Here is a 24,837-nt window from a genome sequence, read left to right on the forward strand (position 1 = left end):
CGGGCCCCACCTTTCGGTGGGGCCCGACGTCGTTATTCTTTTTCTTGCCTAGTGCGCGTGGTCTCCGCGGCTGTACTCGTAGACCCAGCCAACGAGTGCCACAACGGCAATACCGGCTGCGATGAAGATGATCCACGGACCCACTGCCAGGCCCAGGAAGCCGGTGGCGCAGGCGATGCCCAGCACGAGGGGCCACCAGCTCCAGGGGCTGAAGTGCCCCTGCTCGCCGGCGCCTTCGTGGATTTCAGCATCACTGCGGTCTTCAGGACGCAGGCCTACCCGCCGGCCGGTGAAGCCGAGGTAGGCGCCGATCATGCCTGCCAGCCCACCAACGAGGAGGATGCCCAGGATGCCGACCCATTCACCCCAGCTGGTCAGGAAACCGTAGACCAGAGCGACGGGAACGAAGAAGAAAACTCCGGAGCCAAAGATCCAGGATTCGATTTTCATTGTGCGGTGTCCTTCTGGTCGGCGTTGCCGAGCACCCCTGCTGCGGGAGCCGGCGACTCAACGGTGTGAACCTGCCGGAGTTCCGGGTGGTGCAGGTCCAGGGCGGGACGCTCCGAACGGATCCGGGGCAGGGACGTGAAGTTGTGGCGCGGCGGCGGGCAGGACGTGGCCCATTCCAACGAAGCACCAAAGCCCCACGGATCATCGACCTGGACCTTTTCCGCGCTGCGCCAGGTGATGTAGACGTTCCAGAAGAACGGGATAAGGGACGCACCAAGCACGAACGATGCGATGGTGGAGAACTGGTTCATCCACGTGAAGTTGTCCTCCACGAGGTAGTCGGCGTAGCGGCGGGGCATACCTTCGACGCCCAGCCAGTGCTGGATCAGGAAGGTGCCGTGGAAGCCCAGGAAGAGCATCCAGAAGTGGATCTTGCCCAGGCGCTCGTTGAGCATCTTGCCGGTCCACTTGGGCCACCAGAAGTAGAACCCGGCGAACATGGCGAAGACGACGGTGCCGAACACCACGTAGTGGAAGTGCGCCACCACGAAGTAGGAGTCCGAGACGTGGAAGTCCAGGGGCGGGGAAGCCAGGATGATGCCGGTCAGGCCACCGAAGAGGAAGGTGATCATGAAGCCGATGCTCCACAGCATGGGCGTCTCGAACGTCAGCGACCCGCGCCACATGGTGCCGATCCAGTTGAAGAACTTCACGCCGGTAGGCACTGCGATGAGCATGGTCATGAACGAGAAGAACGGAAGCAGGACGGCGCCCGTGACGTACATGTGGTGTGCCCACACCGTCACGGAGAGGGCTGCGATGGCGATGGTGGCGTAGACCAGGCCCTTGTAACCGAAGATCGGCTTGCGGCTGAACACCGGGAAGATCTCCGAGACGATGCCGAAGAACGGCAGCGCGATGATGTACACCTCGGGGTGGCCGAAGAACCAGAACAGGTGCTGCCACAGGACAGCGCCGCCGTTCTCCGGGTCAAAGATGTGGGCACCGAACTTGCGGTCCGCGCCGAGCGCGAACAGGGCGGCGGCCAGCGGCGGGAAGGCCATGAGCACCAGGATGGCGGTGATCAGGGTGTTCCAGGTGAAGATGGGCATCCGCCACATGGTCATACCCGGAGCGCGCATGCAGATGATGGTGGTGATGAAGTTGACCGCACCCAGGATGGTGCCGAAACCCGACAGCGCCAGGCCGAACACCCACAGGTCACCGCCGATGCCGGGGGTGAAGGTGGTGTTGGACAGCGGTGCGTAAGCGAACCAGCCGAAGGACGCGGCGCCCTGCGGAGTGATGAAGCCGGACACCGCGATGGTTGAGCCGAACAGGAAGAACCAGAATGCCAGCGCGTTCAGGCGGGGGAAGGCAACGTCCGGGGCGCCGATCTGCAGCGGCATGATGACGTTGGCGAATCCGGCGAACAGCGGGGTGGCGAACATCAGCAGCATGACCGTGCCGTGCATGGTGAACAGCTGGTTGTACTGCTCTTTGGTCTGCAGGATCTGCATGCCGGGTTCGAACAGCTCGGCGCGGATCAGCAGCGCCATGACACCGCCGAGGCAGAAGAACACGAACGACGCGATCAGGTACATGTACCCGATGGTCTTGTGGTCAGTGGAGGTGATCCAGTTGACGACGATGCGCCCCTTGGATTTGGGTACCACGGGAGCCGACAGGACTCCCGCAGGTGCGGATTGGGTGTACGTAGCCACGTCGCTCCCCTTACTTGGTTTCGTTCAGGTTCGGGTTGCGGTCGTACTCCACACCGAGCAGGCCGGTGTTGCCGTCAGCCTTGAGCTTGTCCATGTGGGCCTGGAATTCGGATTCCGACACCACCTTTACGCGGAACAGCATTTCGGAGTGGTACTCGCCGCAGAGTTCGGCACACTTACCGTCGTAGGTGCCCTCTTTAGTGGGGGTGAACCGGATGTAGTTGGTCTTGCCCGGGATCATGTCGCGCTTCTGGAGGAAGGCAGGAACCCAGAAGGAGTGGATGACGTCGCGGGCATTGAGTTCGAGGTCAACGGACTTGTTGACGGGCAAGTACAGGGTGGGAAGCTGTTCCTTGTCGATGGTGTTGCCCGTGAGGTGCGCCTGGACGCCTGCCTCGTGGAGGTCTTCCTGAATGACGTCGCCGGACTTGTAGTTGAAGTCCCATGCCCACTGCTTGCCGCGGACGTCCACTACGACGTCGGCCGGCTGGGAGCGGTCATCGATGGCCTGCTGGTCACGGTCGGTGAAGTAGAAGAACACCAGGACCATGAAGATCGGGATGGTCAGGTAGAAGACCTCGAGGGGGAGGTTGAAGCTGGTCTGCCGGGGGAAGCCGACGGTTCCCTTGCGGCGGCGGTAGGCAACCAGGCACCAGATGATCAGGCCCCACGTAATGGTGCCCACCACGAGCGCAGCAATCCATGAGTTGACCCAGAGGTCCATGATGCGGTCGGTGTTGCTGGTGGTGCCACGTTCAGTGGGCATCCACCCTTTCTCTACCTCTGGCGAACATCCGGTCAAAACCAACGCGCCGGCAATTGCCAAGCTTGAGATCGTGGTGATCGTTTTGCGTCGGCTGCCGGTTCGGTTCTGCGAACTCACAGACGGCCCTTCCTACTTGTTGCTGTTGTCCGGGCAGCCAGAAAGGCGCTCCGGGCACAAAAAAGTTTTACTACTCGGTGTAGAGCTTACCGCTCCGCCGGGCGTTTCGCCCACATGTCCGCGCCGAGCCCCCGTGCCGTTTTGGACGGCAGGGAACCCGGCGCGGACATCAGGCGAAATAACCGGCTTAGTGGAATGAATCACCGCAGGCGCAGGAGCCTCCGGCGTTCGGGTTGTCGATGGTGAAACCCTGCTTCGAGATGGTGTCTTCGAAGTCGATGCTGGCGCCGCTCAGGTACGGCACGCTCATTTTGTCCACGACGACCTCGACTCCGTCGAAGTCGCGCACGGCGTCACCATCAAGGAGCCGTTCGTCGAAGTAGAGCTGGTAAATCAGCCCTGAGCACCCGCCGGGCTGTACGGCTACGCGCAGCCGCAGGTCCGTGCGGCCTTCCTGCTCAAGGAGGCTGCGTACCTTGCCTGCAGCGACGTCGGTCAGGTTGACCTCGTGAACGGGCAGTTCATCGCTGGCCACGGTGGTGGCGGTGCTGTTTTCGTTGGTTGCGGTGCTCATTGGCCTACCTTCTTAGGACGGTCTGGCGGCGTCGCCGAAACGGCGCCTGCCCCTACGGTTACGGTATGGGCTATAGCTACATGCTACGCGCGGCAGTCCTGTAGCTCTAACTCCTGTCGTAACCGTCAAAGCGGTCCGGTTGTTCCCTGGAAGCCCGTCCGGTCCACTTCACGGCAAAGGACCGTCATTCGGCCCCCGGAAGGCCCTCACCGTTCAACCTTGCAAGCATGAGGGCTTCGGCAACGATGGCGTTGCGGAAGTCACCGATATGCAGGGATTCGTTGGCACTGTGGGCCCTCGAATCAGGGTCCTCCACCCCCGTTACCAGGATCTGCGCTGCAGGATACAGGTCCGTCAAGTCCGCAATGAAGGGGATGGAACCGCCGATGCCGGTTTCCACGGCAGGAACGCCCCACGCCTCCCCCAGGGCCCACATGGCCACGGAGGCAGCGGCGGAGGAGGTGTCCGTCCGGAACGGGTTCCCGGCCTCCCCCGGAGTGAAGACAACCTTTGCGCCGAAGGGCGCGTTGGCCTCCACGTGGCGGCGAACTGCATCCATGGCGTCCGCCGGAACCTGCCCGGGCGCCAGACGCAGGCTGAACTTGGCCCGCGCGCGCGGAAGGAGGGTGTTGGAGGCCACATCCACGGCGGGCGCGTCGAAACCGATGATCGACAGGGCCGGCTTGGTCCACAGCCGGGAAGCGATGCTTCCGGACCCGGCCAGCCGGACCCCGTCAAGCACCGAGGCATCCGCGCGGTAGTCCGCCTCCGGCATCTCCACCGCAGCCGTGTCGGTTGCCACCAGGCCCTCGATGGCCACGTTCCCGTCGGCATCGTGAAGCGTGGCGATCAGGCGCGACAGCAGCGTGGGCGCATCCAGGACCGGGCCCCCGTACATACCGGAGTGCACTGCGTGTTCCAGGACCTGCACTTCAATAGTGCCGTCCACCAATCCACGCAGGCTGGTGGTCAGGGCAGGTACCCCTACTTTCCAGTTGCTTGAGTCGGCCACCACGATGACGTCGGCACGCAGCAGTTCGCGATTGGCCTCCAGGAATGAACGGAACGTAGGCGACCCCGCTTCTTCCTCCCCCTCAATAAAGAAGGTCACGCCAAGATCCAGGGAGTCGGCCAGGACCTCGGAGACGGCTGCGTAGGCAGCAACGTGCGTCATGATGCCGGCTTTGTCATCGGCAGCGCCCCGGCCGAACAGCCGGCCGCCCTTTTCAACGGCAGTGAACGGCTCCGTTTCCCACAGCGATTCGTCGCCCACCGGCTGGACATCGTGGTGGGCATACAGCAGGACAGTCGGCTTTCCGTCCCCGGCAGGACGGCGGGCGACGACGGCCGGGCCACCGGGTGTGCCGTCTGCCTTGTTCACGGACAGCACCTGGACTTCGCCAAGGCCGGCGCCCCGGACAAGTTCCGCGACGGCCTCGGCGCTGCGTTCCAGGGGGGCGCGGTCGAAGCTGGGCCATGCGATTCCGGGGATAGCGACAAGCTCCTTGAGCCGTGCCAAAGTCCGATCGAAGGAACGGTCTACGGCTGAACGAAGATCGTCCGTCCTGACGTTGCCGGCTGGGCTGGATCCGGGGATGTCTGTGGTGCTGCGCGGGGTGGCAGCGGATGAAGAGGTCATGGCCAAAACATTACCCTCGTCACATTCTGCTCCCGGCCAGGGCGGGCGCGGGAGCAGGCGGCGGGCGTGCTGCTGCAAGGTATTCTGGTCAGGTGTTCGGACGTAGAAAAGAAGCGCCCTCGGCGCAGCAAACAATAGACCAGCAGGCAGCGGAAGCGGCCGCGCGGCAGAACAGCGCGGTGGGCAAGGGCGCCCCAACCCCCACCCGGAAGGCACAGGAGGCTGCCCGCAAACGCCCGCTGGTCCCCGAGGACCGCAAGGCGTCCAAGGCCGCCGAACGCCAGGCCGTCCAGGACCAGCGGCTGAAAATGCGCCGGGCGCTGGACACCGGTGACGAGAAGTTCCTGCCGCTGCGGGACAAAGGCCCGCAGAAGCGGTTTGCCCGCGATTTCGTGGACGCGCGGTTCAACCTTGGCGAGTACCTGATGTTCGGCGCGCTGGTCTTCGTGCTGGTGTCACTGGTGGTACCGGCCTCCAGCGACATGATGATCTACGTCCTGGGCGCATTCTGGGTGATGTTCCTGGCTGTCTTCGTGGACGTTTTTATCCTGTCCCGCAAGCTTCGCAAGCGCCTGGCGGAGAAGTTCGGCGAGGTGGAGCGTGGAACCGTTTGGTACGGCTCCATGCGGTCCCTGCAGTTCCGGAAACTGCGGCTGCCCAAGCCCCAGGTTCAGCGCGGCCAGTACCCCGCCTGACCAGGCATCGACTTCAAAAACCGGAACCCCGGCGGAATGACCGCCGGGGTTCCGGTTTTAAGTAGTGGCTGTCCGGGGCAGGCTTGCCGGCCGCCCGACTATCAGGAGCGGCGGTTCTTTGCCAATTGCCTGTTGATCCGTGCCGCCCAGAACGGACCTTCGTAAAGGAACGCCGTGTAGCCCTGCACCAGGCTTGCGCCGGCGTCGAGCCTTTCCTGTACGTCCTGGGCCGACTCCACACCGCCTACCGCCACCAGGGTCAGGGAATCGCCGGTAGCCTTCTTGAGCCGCTTGAGGACGTCGAGGGACCGCGCTTTCAAGGGGGCTCCGGACAGGCCGCCGGCACCGCACTTGGCCACCTGGTCCGCCGGCGAGGTCAGTCCCGAGCGGGCAATGGTGGTGTTGGTGGCGATGATCCCGTCCAGTTTGAGGTCCAGGGCGAGGCGGGCGACGTCGTCAATGTCCTCGTCGCTGAGGTCCGGGGCGATCTTCACCAACAGCGGCACGTGCCGCCCGGCGGCCCGGTCAGCTTCCTGTCCCACTGCCGTCAGGAGAGGGCGGAGGGTCTCCACGTCCTGGAGCAACCGCAGCCCCGGCGTGTTGGGGGAACTGACATTCACCACGAGGTAGTCCGCGGCAGGAGCCAGGCTGCGGGCGCTCACCAGGTAATCGTCCACGGCGTCCGCCAGCTCCACCACCTTGGTCTTGCCAATGTTGACGCCGATGACCGGGCGCACCGACGGGTATCGGCGCTGGAGCGCAGCGCGCGCCGCCTTCAGCCGGGGCGCGACGGCCGAGGCGCCGTCGTTATTGAAACCCATCCGGTTGATAACCGCACGGTCCTCCACCAGGCGGAACAGCCGCGGTTTTTCATTGCCCGGCTGGGCCTGGCCGGTAATGGTGCCGACTTCCACGTGGCCGAACCCAAGATCGGTGAGGGCCTCGATGCCGAGCCCTTCCTTGTCGAAGCCGGCGGCCAGCCCGAAGGGCGAAGGAAATGTAACACCAAAGGCAGTGGTCTGGAGGGACGGTGCAGGCGCCGTCAATTTCTGCAGGAGCCTCCCGGCGCCCGACGCATGCGCGAGCCGGATGCCTTTGAATCCGATTTTGTGGGCGCGCTCGGCGTCCATCCATGAAAAGGCCAGCCTGAAGAAAGTGGGGTAAACGCGCATGCCTCCAGTTTCCCGTTTCCTGGGGCCGCATACCAAAACGAAGAAGCAGCCGATCCGGAACGGACGCACCCGCCGGCCCGGTTTAGCATGAGGTCATGCAGTGGCAGCAGGACATCCTGGGCGGGGACTTTGAGTCCGGTTCCTTTGTGGCCACCGGACCTGACGGTGTGGAGCGGACCGCAACCCTGGTACGGCTCCGGCCTCAGCCGGACAGGGGCGCCGGCGACGGCCGCCGCGGTGCCGTACTGTTCCTGCACGGCTGGAGCGACTACTTCTTCAATGTCGACCTGGCAAGGTTCTGGGCTGGGGCGGGATACGACTTCTACGCCTTGGACATGCACAACCACGGGCGCAGCCTGCGCCCGGAATCCCCTGGTGGGTACGTGGCGGACCTCGCGGCCTATGACGCCGAAATTGAAGAAGCAGGGCGCATCATCAGCGCCGAGGGCGCCCCCGGTCCCCTGGCTTTGATGGGCCATTCCACCGGCGGACTGGTGGCAGCCCTCTGGACCAGCCGGCATCCCGGGGCCGTTTCGTTGCTGGTCCTCAACAGTCCGTGGCTGGAGATGCACGGCAGCTCACTCGTGCGCCGGGCTGCGGCGGGCATGGTGCGCCCGGTTGCCCGCCTCCGGCCTCAAACAGTCCTCCGCCTGCCCGAACGGGGCCATTACTGGCGCACCATCAGCAGCGCTGCGGACGGCGAGTGGCCCCTTGACGAACGCTACCGTCCCCGGATGGCTTTCCCCGTCCGGGCAGGGTGGTTAAGGGCGGTCCTCGCGGGACATGCGCGGGTGGCGCGCGGCCTGGGGATCGAAGCGCCCATCCTGGTCCTGCTCTCCAAGGGGAGCGCCAACGGGCTTCTCTGGTCCGAGGAAATGCGCCGCACCGATGCCGTCCTGGACGTCAATACCATCAGCGCCCGGGCGCTGACCCTGGGCCGCACCGTGACCCTCGAACGGATCGACGGGGCGCTGCACGACGTCTTCCTCTCCCCCGAGCCGGTCCGGTCCGATGCCTACTCAAGGCTGGCCCGCTGGCTGCGTGCGTATGGGTGAAGTTACTCCGCCTGAAGCCCGGCCGGGGAATCATCCCTGACGTCCGCGGGAGCAGCGGCGGCATCCACGGCGCCCCCATACCGGCGGTCCCGCCGGGCATATTCCTCGACGGCGGCCCAAAGCGTCCGCCTGTCCACGTCCGGCCAGAGCGTGTCCATGAAGACAAACTCCGCGTAGGCGGACTGCCAGAGGAGGAAGTTGGACAGCCGCTGCTCCCCCGAGCTGCGCAGGAAGAGGTCTACGTCCGGCAGGTCAGGCTCGTCGAGGTATTTCTGGATGGTCCGCTCCGTGATGGCACCGGGCTTCAGCTTCCCCGCTGCCACCTCCGCGGCAATGGCGGTAACCGCATCGGTGATCTCGGCCCGGCCGCCGTAATTAACACACATGGTCAAATTACAGGTGGTGTTGGCAGCCGTGAACTCCTCAGCTTCTTCCAGCTCACGGACCACCGAACCCCAGAGCCGGGGGCGGCGGCCGGCCCAGCGGACCCGCACTCCCCAGTCATCGAGCTGGTTCCGCTGCCTTCGCAGCACATCCTTGTTAAATCCCATCAGGAAGCGCACTTCCTCGGGCGACCGGCGCCAGTTCTCGGTGGAGAAGGCGTACACGCTGACGTACTCAATCCCCAACTCGATGGCTCCGGCCACGACGTCGAGCAGCGCTGGCTCCCCCGCCTTGTGCCCCTCGATCCGGGGCAGGCCGCGCTGGTTGGCCCACCGTCCGTTGCCGTCCATCACGATGGCCACGTGCCGCGGAATGAACTCAGCGGGAATAGAGGGCGCCACCGCACCGGACGGATGCGGGTAGGGGGCCACCACGGGATGGGTGCGCCTGCGGGCTGCATTGTTCTTTTTTCCCAGGGCCACTGTCAGCTACGCTCCACATGTTTGAGGGATTTCAGTACTCGTTCCAGATGCCATTGCAGGTACGCGGCCACCAGCCCGGCCGCCTCCTTGCGGTGCTGCGCCTGGGAAGCGTCGGCCGTCGTCCAGTCCCCGGTCAGCAGCGCGGCCAGCAGGACCACGGTCTCCGGCGCCGGGGCGGGTGACCCCGGCGGCCTGCATTGCGGGCAGACCATGCCGCCCAGAGGCGCGGAAAAGGCGGAGTGCGGGCCGGGCATGCCGCAGCGCGCGCAGTCGGTGAAGCTGGGCGCCCATCCGCCGGTAGCCAGCGCGCGCAGCAGGTAGGAGTCCAGAATGAGGCCGGCGGCATGCTCGTCCCGGCTCAACGCGGCGAGGGCCCCTACCAGCAGGTTGTACTGCGCGGTGCCCGCTTCGCCGTCCACATCCGTGAGTTTTTCCGCCGTCTCGGTCATCGCCGCGGCCACCGTGTACCTGCCGTAGTCCGCGGCGATGCTTCCGCCGTAGGCACCTTTGGCGACGGCCTGGGTCACGATGTCCAGGGTGCGCCCGGAGACCAGTTGCAGGTCCGCCACCATGAAGGGTTCAAGCCGGGCACCGAAACGGCTGCTGGTGCGGCGCACACCCTTGGCGACGGCGCGGACCTGCCCATGGTGCTTGGTCAGGAGGGTGATGATCCTGTCCGCTTCGCCCAATTTGTGGGTACGGAGCACCACGGCGTCGTCCCGGTACGCCCGGGAGGCGAAAGACTGTTGGGGCACGCTCTATCTTCCCATCCTGTACAGCACCATGCTGCCAAGGCGTGGCGGCGCCGCCGGTAAGAGCGGCGCCACCTGCTACAGGTATCAGGCCTGGGCGTCCCGGATGGCGCGGTTCACTGCCGAGATGACGGCCTTGAGGGAGGACATGCTGGTGTTGGCGTCGATCCCGACGCCCCACAACACCCGCTCCCCTACGGCGCACTCAACATAAGCGGCGGCCATGGCGTTGCCGCCCTCGGACAGCGCGTGCTCGCTGTAGTCCAGCACGCGGACGTCCACGCCGTCCTCGTGGAGGATGTTCAGCAGGGCCGCAATGGGACCGTTGCCGGTGCCGGTGCGGTTCACCTGGGCACCATCAATGGCGAGGGACGCGTGCAGCGTCATGCCGCCGTCGGCATCCGTTTCCGTCTTGACTCCGCCCAGGGAGTAGCGTCCCCACTGCCCATCAGCCTTCCCGGACGGCAGGTATTCATCCTGGAAGATCTGCCAGAGCTGGGCGCCACTGACCTCCCCGCCGACGGTGTCGGTGCGGCGCTGGATGACACCGGAGAACTCGATCTGCGCACGGCGCGGCAGGTCCAGGCTGTGTTCGTTCTTCAGCAGGTAGGCCACGCCGCCCTTGCCGGACTGCGAGTTCACGCGGATCACGGCCTCGTAGCTGCGGCCCAGGTCCTTGGGGTCCACGGGCAGGTACGGCACCTGCCAGGTGAAGTCGTCCACGGCCTTGCCGGCTGCAGCGGCATCGCGCTCCAGGGCTTCGAACCCCTTCTTGATGGCGTCCTGGTGGGAACCGGAGAAAGCAGTGAACACCAGGTCGCCACCGTACGGCGACCGCTCCGGGACCGGCAGCTGGTTGCAGTACTCCACGGTGCGGCGGACGTCGTCGATGTTGGAGAAGTCGATCATGGGATCAATGCCCTGGACGAACAGGTTCAAGCCCAGGGTCACCAGGTCCACGTTGCCGGTGCGTTCACCATTGCCGAAGAGGCAGCCTTCAATGCGGTCTGCACCGGCCATGTAGCCCAGTTCGGCGGCTGCGACTCCGGTGCCGCGGTCGTTGTGCGGGTGCAGGGACAGGATGATGCCTTCGCGCGGGTGCAGGTGCCGGCTCATCCACTCGATGGAGTCGGCGTAGACATTGGGCGTTGCCATCTCCACGGTGGCGGGCAGGTTGATGATTACCTGGCGGTCCGCCGAGGCTTCAAAGACGTCAGCGACGGCGTTGCACACGCGCACCGCGTACTCCAGTTCCGTGCCGGTGAAGGATTCGGGCGAGTACTCATAGGTCACGTGCGTATCCGCGAGGGTTTCCTCGTACTTTTTGCACAGGCGGGCGCCTTGGAGGGCGATGTCCAGGATGCCGTCCTCGTCCTGGTTGAAGACCACGCGCCGCTGCAGCACCGATGTGGAGTTGTAGAGGTGGACGATGGCCTGCTTGGCGCCCACCAGGGACTGGTAGGTCCGTTCGATCAGGTGTTCGCGCGCCTGCGTCAGGACCTGGATGGTGACGTCGTCCGGGATGTGGTTGCCCTCGATGAGCTGACGGACAAAATCGAAGTCCGTCTGGGACGCGGACGGGAAGCCAACCTCGATCTCCTTGTAGCCCATGCGGACCAGCAGATCGAACATCTTCATCTTGCGGGCCGGGCTCATGGGGTCGATCAGTGCCTGGTTGCCGTCGCGCAGGTCCACAGCGCACCAGCGCGGGGCCTTGGTGATGACCTTGTCCGGCCACGTGCGGTCCGGGAGTTCAACCTTGATCTGGTCCTGGAACGGGGTGTACCGGTGGGCAGGCATTCCTGAGGGCTTCTGTGCGTTTCGCATGACGTTCGTGGCCTTTTCTATCGATCTTCAGTGAAAGGGTGGCCGGGCAACACAAACTCCGCAGCGAGGGTGGGCCGTGCGCTAAATAGCGTCTGTGGCCTCGCCGCGGCAGCTAAGGAGAAGGAGCTCTGCACGCACACTTTGAGGGTAACACGGGTGCGTAAGATGAAAGGGCACTACCGTCCGTAAAGTCCAGCATGCAGACGCATTCCGGTTTTCCGCCCGGCAACGGCGTCCCAGCAAAGGAGTTGCAGTGCCCATTTCGGGGATCGATCTGTCCACCATTGATCACACAGTCCGGCCGCAGGACGACCTCTACCAGCACATCAACGGAGCCTGGCTTAAATCAACCGAGATTCCCGATGACAGGCCGCTGGAGGGCACTTTCACCGCACTCCGCGACGGGTCCGAGATCGCTGTCCGGGACATCATCGAGGAAGCCGCGGCAAAGGGGGCGGACGCCACCGGTATCGAGCGGAAGATCGGCGACCTCTACAACAGCTTCATGGACGAAGCAGCTGTTGAGGCCAAGGGCATGGAGCCCATCCGCGGACGGCTGGCCGAGGTGTTCGCCACCAGCGCTGTGCCGGACCTCATTGCACTGGCCGGCCGGCTGTTCCGCGCCGACGTGGGCGGGTTGTTCTACATCTACCCTGCCCCCGACGCCGGCAACCCGGACCGGGTCCTGCTGTACACCGGCCAGGGCGGCCTGGGCCTGCCCGACGAGTCGTATTACCGGGAGGAGAAGTTCGCTCCCATCGTCTCCGCCTACGCCGCGCATGTGCAGAAGATGTTCGAACTCGCAGGGGTGGCCGATCCGCAGGGCGCAGCAGCCCGGGTCGTTGAGCTGGAGCGAAAGCTGGCGTCCCACCACTGGGACAATGTCACCCTTCGTGATCCGCAGAAGACCTACAACCTGAAGACGGCTGAAGAAGCCACCGAACTCTTCCCGCTCCTGGACACCTGGTTCGACGCTGCAGGAATCGACGAGGCCAAGCGTACGGAAATCGTGGTGAGCACCCCTGACTTCTTCACCGGCGCAGCCGCACTCCTGGGCGAAGTCCCCGTGGCGACCTGGCAGGAGTGGCTGGCCATGCGGGTCATCAGCGGTGCCGCCCCCTACCTGTCCTCCGCCTTCGTGGACGCCAACTTCGCCTTCTACGGCACCACCATCAGCGGCACGCCCCGCAACAAGGACCGGTGGAAGCGGGGCGTCGCCGTCATCGAGGCTGCTCTGGGTGAAGCCGTGGGGCAGATCTACGTGGAACGCCACTTCCCCGAGACCCACAAGGCACGGATGCAGACCCTGGTGGCAAACCTCATCGAGGCCTACCGGCGCAGCATCACCGGGGTGGACTGGATGGGCGAGGACACCAAGGCCGAGGCCCTGCGCAAGCTGGAGGCATTCCGGGCCAAGATCGGCTATCCGGACAAGTGGATCGACTACTCCGCGGTGGAGATCGACCCCCAAGACCTCCTCGGCAACGTGGAACGGGCGCACAATGCCGACGTCGACCGGCACCTGGACGAGGTGGGCAAGCCTGTGGACCGGACCAAGTGGCTGATGACGCCGCAGACGGTCAACGCCTACTACCACCCGATGATGAACGAGATTGTGTTCCCCGCCGCCATCCTGCAGCCGCCGTTCTTTACCGCCGACGCCGACGACGCCGTCAACTATGGCGGTATCGGCGCCGTCATTGGACACGAGATTGGCCACGGCTTTGACGACCAGGGATCACAGTTCGACGGCGGCGGCGCCCTCCGCAACTGGTGGACGGACCAGGACCGCCAGGCTTTCGAGGCCCTGACAGCACGGCTCGTTGCACAGTTTGATGCTTTGTCCCCCACCGCCGCGCCGGGCCACCACGTCAACGGCCGGCTCACGCTCGGTGAGAACATCGGCGATCTGGCAGGCCTGACCATCGCCTACAAGGCCTACCAGATCAGCCTCGATGGCAAGGACGCCGAAGTTTTGGACGGGCTGACCGGACAGCAGCGTTTCTTTGCCTCCTGGGCGGCGGGATGGCGCCAGGTGATCCGGCAGGAAGAGGCGATCAGGCGGCTTGCCACCGATCCCCACTCCCCCAATGAGTTCCGGACCAACGCGATTGCGAAGAACCTGGACTCCTTCCACGAGGCGTTCGACGTCACCGAGGAGGACGGCATGTGGATGCCGGCCGCCGAGCGCGTCAGCATCTGGTAGCCAAACTAAAATTGGGCCCCGCCTGTGCGGCGGGGCCCAAATTTTTTGCCGGCGGCCTGCCGCCGGCGACACTGGTGTTACCGCACGATCAGCTCAGGGTTGGCCTGCTGGCAGACTTTGTCTCCTGCAGTCTGGTTCACGATGTCCTGCGGCAAAGCCGGCGCCGTCCCACCGCTGGCTCCTCCTCCATAAGTGGTGCCGCTGGTGAAGTCGCTCCCCACGTAGACCTGCACGCCCGATACCCCCGGGGCAGGAATCATGAGTGTGGCCGGAATCCCCAGCAGGGCGGCGACGTCGGCCGCCACGTCGGCGAAGCCGTTGCCGTAATACACGGCTGTCTTGGCCACCGGCTGGGCGAGGAACTGGCTGGTCTGCGTGAAGCCGCCTGCCACCAACGCCTGGACAATTTCCTGCGCGCGGCCGCTGACCCCGCTTCCGTTGGCGACAGTGACGGGCTGGATGCCCTTGTTGTACGGCGGCACCGGCGGAGCCGTCTCAGTCGGCGTTGGAGACGGTGATGCCGTCTCACTGGGCGACGGCGAAGCGGGCGCATTGGGATCGGTGAGGTCCACGTTCTTCCGCAACGCAGAGAACAGCTGTGCGCCGGCAGGCTCCGCGATGACCAGCCGGTTGGGATCAACGGGTGCCGGCGTGGTGGGCACCGCCACGAACGCCACCTTGCTGATGTCGATGTCCTTGAGCCGGGTGCCGATGGTCAGGAGGGTGGGAACGGAGGCAAGCCCGTCATCAACGGTCAAATTCCGGGTAACGACGTCGGCGATCTTCAGCATTTTTGCCGGGTCGGACAGTGTTCCCTCATCCTTGATCTTGCGGGTCAGTGACGACAGGAAGCCCTGCTGCGCCTTGATCCGTCCCAGGTCGCCGCCGTCGGCAAAAGCGTGGCGGGTCCGGAGGAACGCCAGCGCCATTTCACCCTGCACTGACGATGTTCCGGCGGGCAGGCGCAGCCGGGAGTCGGGATCGTAAACGGCGTCGCTGATGCAGACGTCTACTCCGCCCACTGCATTGGACAGCTCCTTCACGGCATTGAAGTCGGCCATCATGAAGTGGTCCACCTGCATGCCGGTGAGCTTGTTGACGGTGTCCACCGCGCAGCCGATGCCGGCCTCGCTCATGGCCTCGTTGATCATCACACCTGTGCGGGCAGGGTAGTCCTTGCCGGTCTTCCTGTCCTTGCAGTCGGGGATGTCCACCAGCAGGTCACGCGGGAAGCTGATGACGTTGACGCGCTTGTTGTCCTCGGAGATGTCCATCAGCATCATGACGTCAGACTTGCCGTAGCCCGTGGAATCGTCGGAAGTTCCATACTCCGAGTTCTTCCCGTCGCGGGTATCCGAACCGAGAATCAGGATCTGGAGCCGGCCGGTTGCATCGTTACCGGCAGCTTCGGTGTTCTCCCCGCCGGCGTTCAGCGGCGCCTTGGAGATGTTGTTCTGGAGCCGGAAAAACCAGAACCCGCCGAAGGCGATCGCGCCCACGAGGACCAGTGCCACCACGCCAGTGACGGCCTTCAGCCACAACGGCATCCCGCGCAGGGGGCCCAGGTGGCGGGCAGTACCAACGGCACCGCCGTTTGCGTGCCGGGATACCGGTCCCGGTCCGGCTGACAGGTCAGCCTCGTTGTCACGTCCATCGCGGCCTCGATCCACCTGGTGAACCTTCCTCTAAAAACGAAATCCGGTCCATTTTAGTGGTCCAGTGTGGAGAACTTGCCGGCGCCCTCCGCCGAACGCCTTTATCGTAGGTCAGAAACCCAGTTTGACCAGTTGTTTCGGGTCGCGCTGCCAGTCTTTGGCCACCTTGACGTGAAGATCCAGGTAGATCCGGGTGCCCAGGAGGGCTTCGATCCCCTTGCGGGCGTTGGTTCCCACTTCCCGCAGCCGGCTGCCACCCTTGCCGATGATGATGGCCTTCTGGGATGGCCGCTCCACGTAGAGGTTAACGCGGACGTCCAGCAGGGGGTTGTCGTCCGGCCGGTCCTCCCTGGGGACGATCTCCTCGACCACCACGGCCAGGGAGTGGGGAAGCTCGTCACGGACCCCCTCCAGGGCAGCTTCGCGGATGAGTTCGGCAACCATGACCGCTTCGGGCTCATCCGTCAGTTCGCCGTCGGGATAGAGGGGCGGCGACGGCGGCATGTGGCTGATCAGGACGTCGGCGACCGTTTCCACCTGGAAGCCGTCAGCAGCGGAGACCGGAACAATGTCCTTCCAGCCGTCCTCCCCCATCACTTCGCGCCCCAGGGCCGCAACCGCAAGGAGCTGTTCAGTCAATGCCTGCTTATCCACGAGGTCTGCCTTGGTGACGATGGCAACCACCGGTTGGCGGCCGACGGCGGCAAGCTGGGCTGCGATGAATTTGTCACCGGGACCGATTTTTTCGTTCGCCGGCAGGCAAAAACCGATGGCGTCCACCTCGGCCAGCGTGTCTGCCACAAGGTCGTTCAGGCGCTTTCCCAGGAGGGTACGGGGACGGTGCAGCCCCGGCGTGTCCACGAGGATCAGCTGGGCGTCGTCACGGTGCACGATGCCGCGGATGGTGTGCCGAGTGGTCTGCGGTTTGGCGGAGGTGATGGCCACCTTCTTGCCCACCAGGGCATTGGTCAGGGTGGACTTGCCCGCGTTGGGCCTGCCAACCAGGACCGCGAACCCGGCGCGGAAGCCGCCAAAATCGTTTGGTAATTCGGCCTTATTTTTCTTGCTCACGTGGAACTCCCTGCTGGGTTGCTTCGGCCTCTTCCAGGAGGCCTTCAAGGTCAGTCTCTACTCTTGGTACGGGCGCCGCAATGATGTGGCTGACCCGGTTCCGCCGGCCCTCCAGCCGCTCCGCCCGCAGGGACACCCCCTGCACCTCCACGCTGCTGCCCACGATCGGGACGCGGCCAAGCGCCTTGGCGAGGAGGCCGCCCACGGTGTCAACTTCGTCGTCGTCGATCTCCAGGTCGAACAGCTCGCCGAGATCATCGATGCCCATCCGGGCGCTCACGCGGTAGGAGCCGTCGTCCAGTGCCACGGCTTCCGCGCTCTCGGTGTCGTATTCGTCCACGATCTCGCCCACGATTTCCTCGATCAGGTCCTCGAGGGTCACGAGCCCCGCAGTACCGCCGTATTCGTCGATGACGATGGCCACGTGGGTGGATTCCTTCTGCAACTCGCGCAGGAGGTCGCTGACGGGCTTTGACTCCGGCACGTAGCGGACTTCGCGGGCCAGCGACTCCACCAGGGGTGGTTCCTGGCCGGCTGCCAGTTGGTGGATGACCGCGGCCACGTCCTTGAGGTAGATGATGCCAAGGATGTGGTCCGTATTCTCGTTGATGACGGGGATGCGGGAGTAGCCCGAGCGCAGGAAGAGGGACATTGCCTGGTGCAGGCTGGAGCCGGCGTCGATGCTGACGATGTCCGTCCTGGGGACCATGACAGCCCGCACCAGGGTGTCGCCAAAGTCGAATACCGATTGGATCATCTCCGCCTCGGTGTCTTCGATCATGTCGGATTCACTGGCCCGGTCCACGAGCTCCCGGAACTCCTGCTCGCTGAAAAACGCATCGTCGCCGCCGGGCGCTCCGGGGGCTGCCGAGCTCCCGATGGCAACAAGCCAGCCCGGAACCGGTCCCAGCACGCTGGTGAGGAACCGGACCATCGGGGCGGTGAAGCGGACAACAGCCGTGGAATGCAGCCGGCCGAGCTGCCGGGGCGAAACACCCACGATCACGAAGCCCAGAAGCGCCATGATGCCGGTCGCCACCAGGCCGGCGACCCACACGTTGTCCAGCAGGCTGGCGATCAGCACCGCAACGGCGACGGCGGAGGCCATCTCGAACCAGACGCGCCAGAACCGCAGGGCCCGGGTGTGGGCCACGGGTTCGGCAAGGATGCGCCGCATGGCAGTGCCGCGGCTCCGGTGCAGTGCCTCTTCGGCGTCGTGGCGGGGAAGGAAACTGAAGGCGGCCTCGGCCGCGGTCAGCACGGCCGCGACGGCAAGGAAAACCAGTGCCACCGCGACCAGGAGCAGTTGCGTCACTGGGTTGTCTCGGCGGGGGCTTCTTTGCCGGTGAAGCCGGACAGGAGTTCGCGCTGGAGCCCGAACATCTCCGCTTTCTCTTCCGGCTCGGCGTGGTCGTAGCCCAGCAGGTGCAGGATGCCGTGCGTGGTCAGCAGCAGCATCTCGTCCTGGAGCGAATGGCCGGCGTTCCGGGCCTGGACCTTGGCCACCTGCGGGCAGATGGCGATGTCGCCCAGCATGCCCTGGGGCGTCGGCCGGTCAGGGGTCCCGGGGGTCAGCTCGTCCATGGGGACCGAGAGCACGTCCGTGGAGCCAGGTTCGTCCATCAGCTCGATGTGCAGCTTCTCCATGGCGGGTTCGTCCACCAAGAGGATGGAAAGTTCGGCCTGCGGGTGGATATAGAGCTGTTCAAAGATGTACCGCGACAGGGCCACGAGCTCCGATTCCTCCACCTGGATGCCGGACTCGTTGTTGACCTCGATGCTCACGCGTGTTCCCCCCGTTTTTCCCTGCTGGCTGAGTGCTTGACCCGGTTCCGCTGGGTTTCGTCCCAGATGCTGTAGGCGTTGACGATGTCCCCCACAAGCCGGTGCCGTACAACGTCGGCGGCATCCAGGACGGAGAAACTAACGCCCTCGATTCCCTGCAGGATTTCCTCGACGATCCGCAGCCCGGAACGCGTTCCGAAGGGCAGGTCCACCTGGGTGATGTCTCCGGTGACCACCATCTTGGATCCGAATCCAAGCCGGGTGAGGAACATCTTCATTTGTTCCGGCGTGGTGTTTTGTGCCTCGTCGAGGATGATGAAGGCGTCATTGAGGGTTCGCCCGCGCATGTACGCCAGAGGGGCCACCTCGATGGTGCCGGCGGCCATGAGGCGCGGGATGGACTCGGGGTCCATCATGTCGTGCAGGGCGTCGTAGAGCGGCCTGAGGTAGGGGTCGATTTTGTCGCTGAGCGTTCCGGGCAGGAATCCCAGCCGCTCCCCGGCCTCCACCGCAGGGCGGGTGAGGATGATCCTGCTGACCTCTTTTTGCTGCAGCGCCTGGACCGCTTTCGCCATGGCCAGGTACGTCTTGCCGGTGCCGGCGGGCCCGATGCCGAAGATCACCGTGTTGGCGTCGATGGCGTCAACGTAGTTCTTCTGGTTGAGCGTCTTGGGCCGGATGGTCCTGCCGCGGCTGGAGAGGATGTCGTGGGTGAGCACGTCCACGGGATTCTGCAGGGACTGGGTGCGCAGGAGCGACACCAGCTGCTGCAGCACTGCGGGCGTGATGACAGTGCCCCTGGCCACCAGGCCACGGACCTCCTGGAGCAGCCGCATGATCCGGGGCACGTCACTGACGGGGCCGCTGATCGAGAGTTCATTGCCGCGAGCGTGGAAATTGACATCCGGAAACTGCTCTTCGATAAAGCGCAGCGCCTCGTCGTGGCTGCCAAGTGACTGAACCATCTGGTCGGTGTTCTCAAAGAGGACAACTTCGGTCCGGGTGCCGGGCATTGAGTGCGGAAATTCCCCCGGACTGCCTTCGCCCGTGTTGAGCCGGCGCTTACCATTTGCTGATTCAGTCATGGTGTTGGCCCGCAGGCCCGTGGTCCCCTCGAAGATCGACATCACTTGTTTTGCGTTTGGCTGATGCCGGTGCCCGTCGCGCGGTGCTCCCTGCCCAGCGATCCCTTTATCTTACGCCAGCACGGGTATGGAGCGGATATCCGCCCGAATGGGAGCTGCCGCGCCACCCGTGAAAGGTTCCCGAGCAGGGCGCTTAGATATCAACTTCATATCGGCCATATATCGTTCCAGTTGCAGTTCCCCGGAAGGACGCACAGAGCGGCTGACCGTGCGCACCGCTGTGCAATGCTGGAAATCCAGCATCTGCTGGGACGTCAGGCCGCCAGGGGGATCGGCCCGCCACGCCAGGAAAGGACAAGGGCAGGACAGTGCCGGAAACCTCTGTGCCCAAAAGGGCAGGACGACCCAAGGGCCGCCTGTGCCCGGCCGTCCTTGCAGGAATTTTGGTGCTTGTTCCGGCCCTGGCAGGCTGCACGGCCGAGGGCGGGCCTTCACCTACAGGCACCAGCGCATCGGTCCCCGCCTCCGGGGGCACTATGCCGGACGGCCCGGCCACAAGCGCCCCGCTGGAAACCACGCAGTCCTCCAACAAGGCCCCGGTGTACTGGATTGGCCGCAGCGGGGGGAACATCTTCCTTTACCGCGAATTCCGGGACGTCCCGGAGCAGGACAACCCGGTGACCCGGGCACTGCGCGCCATGATGTCGGAAAAGCCCCTGGACCCTGATTTCTTCACGCCCTGGCAGAACCCGGACAAGCTGGCCACGTCCATTTCCGGTAAGGATGTCATCACCGTCGACGTCTCGGCCGACGCCTTTAACAGCAACCTCGATGCAGACATGGCGGCACGGGCCATCCAGCAGTTGATTTACACGGCCACCGCGGCGGCCGCCAGTTCGGGCCTGATCGACACCGGCCAGCAAGTCCGGGTCCGGATCCTCGTGGACGGCCACACGGACTACGTGGCGTTCGGAAAGATCCAGCTGGGCGCGCTCATGACGCGCGCGGCAGGCCTGGTGGCGCCGGTATGGATTATCGACCCCCAGGAAAACGCCGAGGTGCCGGGCGGCAGCGTAAAAGTCACAGGGCGCAGCACGTCACCTGGCGCGAAGCTCCACTGGCAGCTCCTTCGGGCCGGGGACGGGGGCAGCAAAGCGCCCTTCCTGAACGGGGAGACCACGGCCGGCACGGAGCAGGGACAGGCGGGCGTCTTCACGCTGGCCCTGAACCTGCCGCCAGGCGACTACGAACTCCGGGTGGCGCAGGCCGGCTCCGGCGGGGAGCCGGACAAGAACGAGGACACCAGGACCTTCAAAGTCCGGTAGTGGTCCACCGGCCAAGAATGTCGCTGGCAAGCACGACGGCGGCCGGCCCGGCTGTGGAGGACCGCAGGACATGGTGCCCCAACAGGGCTGTCACAGCCCCTTTGTCGCAGAGTTTCGTTACTTCCCGCGGGCTGATGCCGCCCTCCGGGCCGACGATCAGCAGGATTTCACGGGAGCCGGTGCCTGCACTCCCCTGCCACGCTTCAAGGACGGTACGCAGCGGCCGTACGGCGTCTTCATGCAGGATGACCGCCAGGTCCGCCGCGTTCACCGCGGTGGCAAGCCCTGTGGTGTCGACGGCGGCGCGCACTTCCGGGATCCAGGCACGCCGTGCCTGCTTGGCGGCCGCCGCCACGGTTGACTCCCACTTGGCGTGAGCCCGCGCTGCACGGTCGCCCTTCCAGCGGACGATGGACCGTTCGGACTGCCAGGGAACCACCGCGTCGACGCCCAGTTCGGTGGCCGTCTCAATGGCCAGTTCGTCGCGATCGCCCTTGGCCAGGGCCTGGACCAGCACCAGCCGCACGTCCGGCCTGTCTTCCACCGCCAGGCTGCCGCACTCCACCTCGAGGCCCGAGGGTGCAGCCGAGACGACTCTTCCGGTCATGCGGGTGCCGGCGCCGTCGACAATGTCCACGGCCTCGCCCGGCGCCAGCCGCTTTACGGTGACGGCATGGCGCGCCTCCGCCCCTTCGAGGACAAAGATGCGGCCCGGCGTCATGGCGTCCAGCGAACCGGTGGAGGTGAAAAAGACCGGGTTGCTCACCGCTACAGGTTCCCGAACCGGTCCCGGAGCTTGGCGAACATGCCGCCGCTGGCAGCCAACTTGCCTTCGGTGATCTGCTCGCCGCGGAGCTTGGCAAGCTGGCGCAGCAGGTCCTCCTGCGCGGAGTCGAGCTTCGCGGGGGTGTCCACCTGCAGATGGACCTTCAGGTCGCCGCGGCCATAGCCCCTCAGGTGCGTGACGCCCAAGCCGCGCAGGGTGATGATTTCGCCGGACTGGGTGCCGGGCTTGACATCGATCTCCTGGGTACCGTCGAAGGTTTCCAGGCTGACGTCCGTGCCCAGGGCCGCAGCGGTCATGGGGATGTGCAGGGTGGCGTGCAGGTCATCGCCTTCGCGCACGTACGTGGGGTCGTTGTTGACGCGGATCTCCACGTAGAGGTCGCCGGCGGGCCCACCTGCCGGGCCGGCTTCGCCCTGCCCGGAAAGCTGGATGCGGGTGCCGGTGGCGACGCCGGCAGGAACCTTGATGGTCAGTGACCGGCGGCTGCGGATGCGGCCCTGGCCGCTGCATTCATTGCAGGGGTCCTTGATGACCGTACCGAAACCTTCGCAGGTGCCGCAGGGAGCTGCCGTCATGACCTGGCCAAGGATGGACCGGACGGCCCGCTGGACCTGGCCGCTGCCGCCGCAGATGTCACAGCGCTCCGGGTGGGTGCCCGGGCGGCAGCAGGATCCATCACAGGTGGGGCAGACCACTGCGGTGTCCACCTCGAGTTTCTTGTTGACTCCGAAGACGGCGTCGCGGAGGTCGATCCGGACACTGATGAGTGCGTCCTGGCCGCGGCGGACCCGGGACGCCGGGCCAGACGTGCCGCCCGCGCCAAAGAAGGTGTCGAAGATGTCCTGGAACGCGAACCCCTGGCCTGCGTAACCGGCGCCGCCGAAACCGTTGTCCGTGCCGTTTTCGTTGCCGGTGGTGTCGTAGATCCTGCGCTTCTGGGGGTCGGAAAGGACCTCGTAGGCGTGCGTTACCGCCTTGAAGCGCTCGGCAGCGTCGGCACCTGGGTTAACGTCCGGGTGAAGGGTGCGGGCCAGCTTGCGGTAGGCCTTTTTGATCTCTTCGCCCGTAGCTTCGGGTGAGACTCCAAGGACGTCATAGTGGCTGCTCAAAATTCGTGTCTCTTCCTTGTTGTACTGCGTTCAGTCGGGCGCCAGGACTCTTGTCCACAGCCGAAGCGGGCTCCGGCGGCCAGGAGTCAGGGCCCCAAAATCCTGGAAAGGTAGCGGGCTACGGCCCTGACGGCGGCCATGGTGGTGGGATAGTCCATTCGGGTGGGTCCGAGGATTCCCACCTTGGCTGCACTGTCCGGACCATAGCCGGTGGCCACCACGGAGGCCTCGGCAAGGCCGTCATAGGGGTTCTCCCTTCCGATGCTGACGGCCACGCCGCGGTGGTCCTGGGCCATTTCGCTCAACAGCCGCAGCATCACCACCTGTTCCTCGAGCGCCTCCAGCACCGGACCAATACTCAGGGGGAAATCAACGTTCGACCTGGCCAGGTTGGCGGTGCCGGCCATGACCATGCGGTCTTCCCTGCTGTTCTGGGCCAGCGCCTCCAGGCCGAGGGCAAGCGCGTGGGCTGCCTGGCGCTGCGGCTGGGGCGCAGCGGCCACGACGGCGGGAAGTGCCTGGGCGAGGTGGCTCAGCCGGGTTCCCCCCAGGGCGGCAAGGAAACGGGTGCGCAGCTCCGCCAGCGCTTCGTCTCCGAGGTCCTGCCCGACGTCGATGACGCGCTGCTCTACCTTGCCGCTGTTCGCGATGAGGACCACGAGGACCTTCCGAGGTGCCAGCAGCACGAATTCGATGTGGCGGACAAGTGCCCTGCTCAGGTGCGGGTACTGGACCACGGCTACCTGGTTGGTCAGTTGTGACAGCAGCCGGACGGTGCGGTCCAGCACGTCGTCGAGGTCGTCCGCGCCCTCCAGGAGGGTTTGGATGGCTCGGCGTTCGGGAGCCGACAGGGGCTTGACGGCGGAGATCTGGTCGACAAAAAGCCGGTAGCCCTTGTCCGTGGGGATCCGGCCGGCGCTGGTATGGGGGGCTGTGATCAGCCCCTCGTCCTCCAGCGCGGCCATGTCATTGCGGATGGTGGCGCTGGAAACGCCAAGATGATGCCGCTCCACCAGGGCTTTGGACCCAACCGGCTCGCGGGAGTGGACGTAATCCTCCACGATGGCCCGCAGTACTTCCAGTTTGCGTGGCTCGCTCACTCTCCACCTCCATCCATGGTCCGGGGCACCCGCCCCGCCCGGTGCCGCCCAAGGGTTAGCACTCGACATGCCTAAGTGCTAACAGTCTATTATGCCTCGGCCCGTTGTTAGCATTGGTACCGCTCCGGGCGAAATTCCCGGGTTGAGGAGCTAGCGCTAGGCGGATTGATTCCATGGATTACCAGAACTGGGGCCCCCGGGGCATTTCCGCTCCCAAGCGGGTGGAGCTGCCGGAGGTCCCTGTGGAGCGGGGCATGGTTCTTGAGGAAGTACAGTCCGGCTGGGTGGGCGCTGTCACCCGCGTGGAGAAGTCCGGCGGAATGCACGTCGTGGCATTGGAGGACCGCCGCGGAAAGTCCCGGTCCTTCAAGCTCGGATTCGGTTTCCTCCTCGAGGGCCAGCCCATCCGATTGATGCCGCCCGCGCCCAAGGCCGCCGCCGGTCCTCCCGCCGGCCGGACCGCCTCCGGTTCAGTGCGCGTCTCAGGCCAACGCGCCCAGGTCGCAAAGGCAAGCCGGATCTGGGTGGAAGGCAAGCACGACGCCGAACTGGTGGAAAAGGTCTGGGGAGACGACCTGCGCGTGGAGGGCATCGTCGTCGAGCCCCTCCACGGCATCGACGACCTGGCCGCAGCCGTGGCGGACTTCAGGCCGGGCCCTGGCCGCCGCCTCGGCGTACTGGTGGACCACCTGGTTCCCGATTCCAAGGAATCCCGGATCGCCGACGCCGTCATGGCGTCCCCCGGCGCGGCCGGCAACGTCCTGATCGTCGGCCACCCGTACGTGGACGTCTGGCAGGCAATCCGGCCTTCAGTCCTGGGCATCGAAAAATGGCCCGCCATCCCACGCGGGCAGGACTGGAAGACCGGGATCCTCAAAGCGTTCGGCTGGCCCCACAGCACGAAGGAAGACATCGGCCTCGGATGGCAGAAATTACTGGGCGCCGTACGCACATACGCGGACCTCGAAGCGTCCCTGCTGGGCCGGGTTGAGGAAGTCATCGATTTCCTTACCGTGCCCTGAGCGGCGGGCGCCGGCCCTAAAGCCAGTATTCTTGGTAGTAGTCAGCACTAACTTG

The 24,837-nt window shown here is 65.2% G+C and carries 22 protein-coding genes; 5 read left to right on the forward strand and 17 right to left on the reverse strand.

Annotation, left to right across the window (positions count from 1 at the left end; genetic code table 11):
- Window positions 1–48: 48 nt before the first annotated feature.
- From LFT49_RS10860 to LFT49_RS10880, 5 genes are all read right to left on the reverse strand, one after another.
- Window positions 49–450, reverse strand: a complete 402-nt coding sequence (locus tag LFT49_RS10860; protein ID WP_236798412.1) for a cytochrome c oxidase subunit 4 — start codon at window positions 448–450, stop codon at window positions 49–51.
- Complete coding sequence (ctaD, locus tag LFT49_RS10865; RefSeq protein ID WP_236798413.1) at window positions 447–2,174, reverse strand: aa3-type cytochrome oxidase subunit I; 1,728 nt, start codon at window positions 2,172–2,174, stop codon at window positions 447–449. Before ctaD ends, LFT49_RS10860 begins: the two co-directional genes overlap by 4 nt.
- Window positions 2,175–2,184: 10 nt before the next feature.
- Entirely contained in the window at window positions 2,185–3,057 is an 873-nt protein-coding gene (gene ctaC / locus LFT49_RS10870; RefSeq protein WP_236798414.1) for an aa3-type cytochrome oxidase subunit II, read from the reverse strand.
- A 187-nt stretch (window positions 3,058–3,244) separates the two neighbouring features.
- On the reverse strand, window positions 3,245–3,631 hold the full coding sequence (locus LFT49_RS10875) for a HesB/IscA family protein (protein WP_236798415.1): 387 nt from the start codon (window positions 3,629–3,631) through the stop codon (window positions 3,245–3,247).
- Window positions 3,632–3,815: 184 nt separating this feature from the next.
- Window positions 3,816–5,270 (reverse strand): dipeptidase, encoded by a 1,455-nt coding sequence (locus LFT49_RS10880; protein ID WP_237428202.1) that lies wholly within the window; start codon window positions 5,268–5,270, stop codon window positions 3,816–3,818.
- A 92-nt stretch (window positions 5,271–5,362) separates the two neighbouring features.
- Here LFT49_RS10880 and LFT49_RS10885 point away from each other — a divergent pair, with 92 nt between their 5' ends.
- Entirely contained in the window at window positions 5,363–5,965 is a 603-nt protein-coding gene (locus LFT49_RS10885) for a DUF3043 domain-containing protein (RefSeq protein WP_236798417.1), read from the forward strand.
- A 101-nt stretch (window positions 5,966–6,066) separates the two neighbouring features.
- Here the strand turns inward: LFT49_RS10885 and LFT49_RS10890 are convergent, their stop codons facing one another.
- A complete protein-coding gene (locus tag LFT49_RS10890; protein ID WP_236798418.1) occupies window positions 6,067–7,137 on the reverse strand; it encodes a quinone-dependent dihydroorotate dehydrogenase in 1,071 nt (356 codons plus the stop codon).
- A 95-nt stretch (window positions 7,138–7,232) separates the two neighbouring features.
- Here LFT49_RS10890 and LFT49_RS10895 point away from each other — a divergent pair, with 95 nt between their 5' ends.
- A complete protein-coding gene (locus LFT49_RS10895) occupies window positions 7,233–8,192 on the forward strand; it encodes an alpha/beta hydrolase (protein WP_236819529.1) in 960 nt (319 codons plus the stop codon).
- 2 nt (window positions 8,193–8,194) lie between these two features.
- Here the strand turns inward: LFT49_RS10895 and LFT49_RS10900 are convergent, their stop codons facing one another.
- From LFT49_RS10900 to leuA, 3 genes are all read right to left on the reverse strand, one after another.
- Window positions 8,195–9,058 (reverse strand): isoprenyl transferase, encoded by an 864-nt coding sequence (locus LFT49_RS10900; RefSeq protein ID WP_237428203.1) that lies wholly within the window; start codon window positions 9,056–9,058, stop codon window positions 8,195–8,197.
- A 2-nt stretch (window positions 9,059–9,060) separates the two neighbouring features.
- Window positions 9,061–9,813 carry a DNA repair protein RecO gene (recO, locus tag LFT49_RS10905; RefSeq protein ID WP_236798421.1) on the reverse strand — a complete coding sequence of 251 codons (753 nt, stop codon included), beginning with the start codon at window positions 9,811–9,813 and terminating at the stop codon, window positions 9,061–9,063.
- Between the two features lie 84 nt (window positions 9,814–9,897).
- Window positions 9,898–11,637: a 2-isopropylmalate synthase gene (gene leuA / locus LFT49_RS10910; RefSeq protein ID WP_237428204.1), complete on the reverse strand. Its 1,740-nt coding sequence runs from the start codon at window positions 11,635–11,637 to the stop codon at window positions 9,898–9,900.
- A gap of 253 nt (window positions 11,638–11,890) precedes the next feature.
- On the opposite strand from leuA, the gene LFT49_RS10915 reads away from it, so the two are divergent.
- The gene (locus LFT49_RS10915) at window positions 11,891–13,843 is read left to right on the forward strand and encodes a M13 family metallopeptidase (RefSeq protein ID WP_237428205.1); all 1,953 of its coding nucleotides are present in this window, start codon (window positions 11,891–11,893) and stop codon (window positions 13,841–13,843) included.
- A gap of 77 nt (window positions 13,844–13,920) precedes the next feature.
- On the opposite strand, the gene LFT49_RS10920 is transcribed toward LFT49_RS10915, so the two are convergent.
- The 5 genes from LFT49_RS10920 to LFT49_RS10940 form a co-directional block, all read right to left on the reverse strand.
- Window positions 13,921–15,513 carry an LCP family protein gene (locus LFT49_RS10920; RefSeq protein ID WP_237428206.1) on the reverse strand — a complete coding sequence of 531 codons (1,593 nt, stop codon included), beginning with the start codon at window positions 15,511–15,513 and terminating at the stop codon, window positions 13,921–13,923.
- A gap of 96 nt (window positions 15,514–15,609) precedes the next feature.
- Window positions 15,610–16,569 (reverse strand): GTPase Era, encoded by a 960-nt coding sequence (gene era / locus LFT49_RS10925; RefSeq protein ID WP_236798425.1) that lies wholly within the window; start codon window positions 16,567–16,569, stop codon window positions 15,610–15,612.
- A complete protein-coding gene (locus LFT49_RS10930) occupies window positions 16,553–17,884 on the reverse strand; it encodes a hemolysin family protein (protein WP_236798426.1) in 1,332 nt (443 codons plus the stop codon). The genes era and LFT49_RS10930 overlap by 17 nt, the downstream gene beginning before the upstream one ends.
- Window positions 17,881–18,354 (reverse strand): rRNA maturation RNase YbeY, encoded by a 474-nt coding sequence (gene ybeY, locus LFT49_RS10935; RefSeq protein ID WP_236798427.1) that lies wholly within the window; start codon window positions 18,352–18,354, stop codon window positions 17,881–17,883. The genes LFT49_RS10930 and ybeY overlap by 4 nt, the downstream gene beginning before the upstream one ends.
- On the reverse strand, window positions 18,351–19,439 hold the full coding sequence (locus tag LFT49_RS10940) for a PhoH family protein (protein WP_236798428.1): 1,089 nt from the start codon (window positions 19,437–19,439) through the stop codon (window positions 18,351–18,353). The genes ybeY and LFT49_RS10940 overlap by 4 nt, the downstream gene beginning before the upstream one ends.
- A 368-nt stretch (window positions 19,440–19,807) precedes the next feature.
- Here LFT49_RS10940 and LFT49_RS10945 point away from each other — a divergent pair, with 368 nt between their 5' ends.
- The gene (locus LFT49_RS10945) at window positions 19,808–20,764 is read left to right on the forward strand and encodes a GerMN domain-containing protein (protein WP_236819537.1); all 957 of its coding nucleotides are present in this window, start codon (window positions 19,808–19,810) and stop codon (window positions 20,762–20,764) included.
- On the opposite strand, the gene LFT49_RS10950 is transcribed toward LFT49_RS10945, so the two are convergent.
- From LFT49_RS10950 to hrcA, 3 genes are all read right to left on the reverse strand, one after another.
- Window positions 20,751–21,530, reverse strand: coding sequence for a 16S rRNA (uracil(1498)-N(3))-methyltransferase (locus tag LFT49_RS10950; RefSeq protein ID WP_237428207.1), 780 nt, complete (start codon window positions 21,528–21,530; stop codon window positions 20,751–20,753). The two genes, LFT49_RS10945 and LFT49_RS10950, sit on opposite strands and share 14 nt — an antisense overlap.
- Before the next feature lie 2 nt (window positions 21,531–21,532).
- Window positions 21,533–22,660, reverse strand: coding sequence for a molecular chaperone DnaJ (dnaJ, locus tag LFT49_RS10955; RefSeq protein ID WP_236819541.1), 1,128 nt, complete (start codon window positions 22,658–22,660; stop codon window positions 21,533–21,535).
- Between the two features lie 86 nt (window positions 22,661–22,746).
- Window positions 22,747–23,760, reverse strand: coding sequence for a heat-inducible transcriptional repressor HrcA (hrcA, locus tag LFT49_RS10960; protein WP_236798432.1), 1,014 nt, complete (start codon window positions 23,758–23,760; stop codon window positions 22,747–22,749).
- Window positions 23,761–23,933: 173 nt separating this feature from the next.
- On the opposite strand from hrcA, the gene LFT49_RS10965 reads away from it, so the two are divergent.
- Complete coding sequence (locus LFT49_RS10965) at window positions 23,934–24,782, forward strand: DUF3097 domain-containing protein (RefSeq protein WP_237428208.1); 849 nt, start codon at window positions 23,934–23,936, stop codon at window positions 24,780–24,782.
- Window positions 24,783–24,837: the final 55 nt, after the last annotated feature.

Origin of the sequence: Arthrobacter sp. FW306-06-A (assembly GCF_021870055.1) — a bacterium.
In the GTDB taxonomy this organism is placed as follows: Bacteria; Actinomycetota; Actinomycetes; order Actinomycetales; family Micrococcaceae; genus Arthrobacter.

Coding starts and splice junctions, on each gene's coding strand:
- LFT49_RS10860 (WP_236798412.1), bottom strand. CDS start 450: ATGAAAATCGAATCCTGGATCTTTGGCTCCGGAGTTTTCTTCTTCGTT.
- LFT49_RS10875 (WP_236798415.1), bottom strand. CDS start 3,631: ATGAGCACCGCAACCAACGAAAACAGCACCGCCACCACCGTGGCCAGC.
- LFT49_RS10880 (WP_237428202.1), bottom strand. CDS start 5,270: ATGACCTCTTCATCCGCTGCCACCCCGCGCAGCACCACAGACATCCCC.
- LFT49_RS10890 (WP_236798418.1), bottom strand. CDS start 7,137: ATGCGCGTTTACCCCACTTTCTTCAGGCTGGCCTTTTCATGGATGGAC.
- LFT49_RS10895 (WP_236819529.1), top strand. CDS start 7,233: ATGCAGTGGCAGCAGGACATCCTGGGCGGGGACTTTGAGTCCGGTTCC.
- leuA (WP_237428204.1), bottom strand. CDS start 11,637: ATGCGAAACGCACAGAAGCCCTCAGGAATGCCTGCCCACCGGTACACC.
- LFT49_RS10940 (WP_236798428.1), bottom strand. CDS start 19,439: ATGACTGAATCAGCAAATGGTAAGCGCCGGCTCAACACGGGCGAAGGC.
- LFT49_RS10965 (WP_237428208.1), top strand. CDS start 23,934: ATGGATTACCAGAACTGGGGCCCCCGGGGCATTTCCGCTCCCAAGCGG.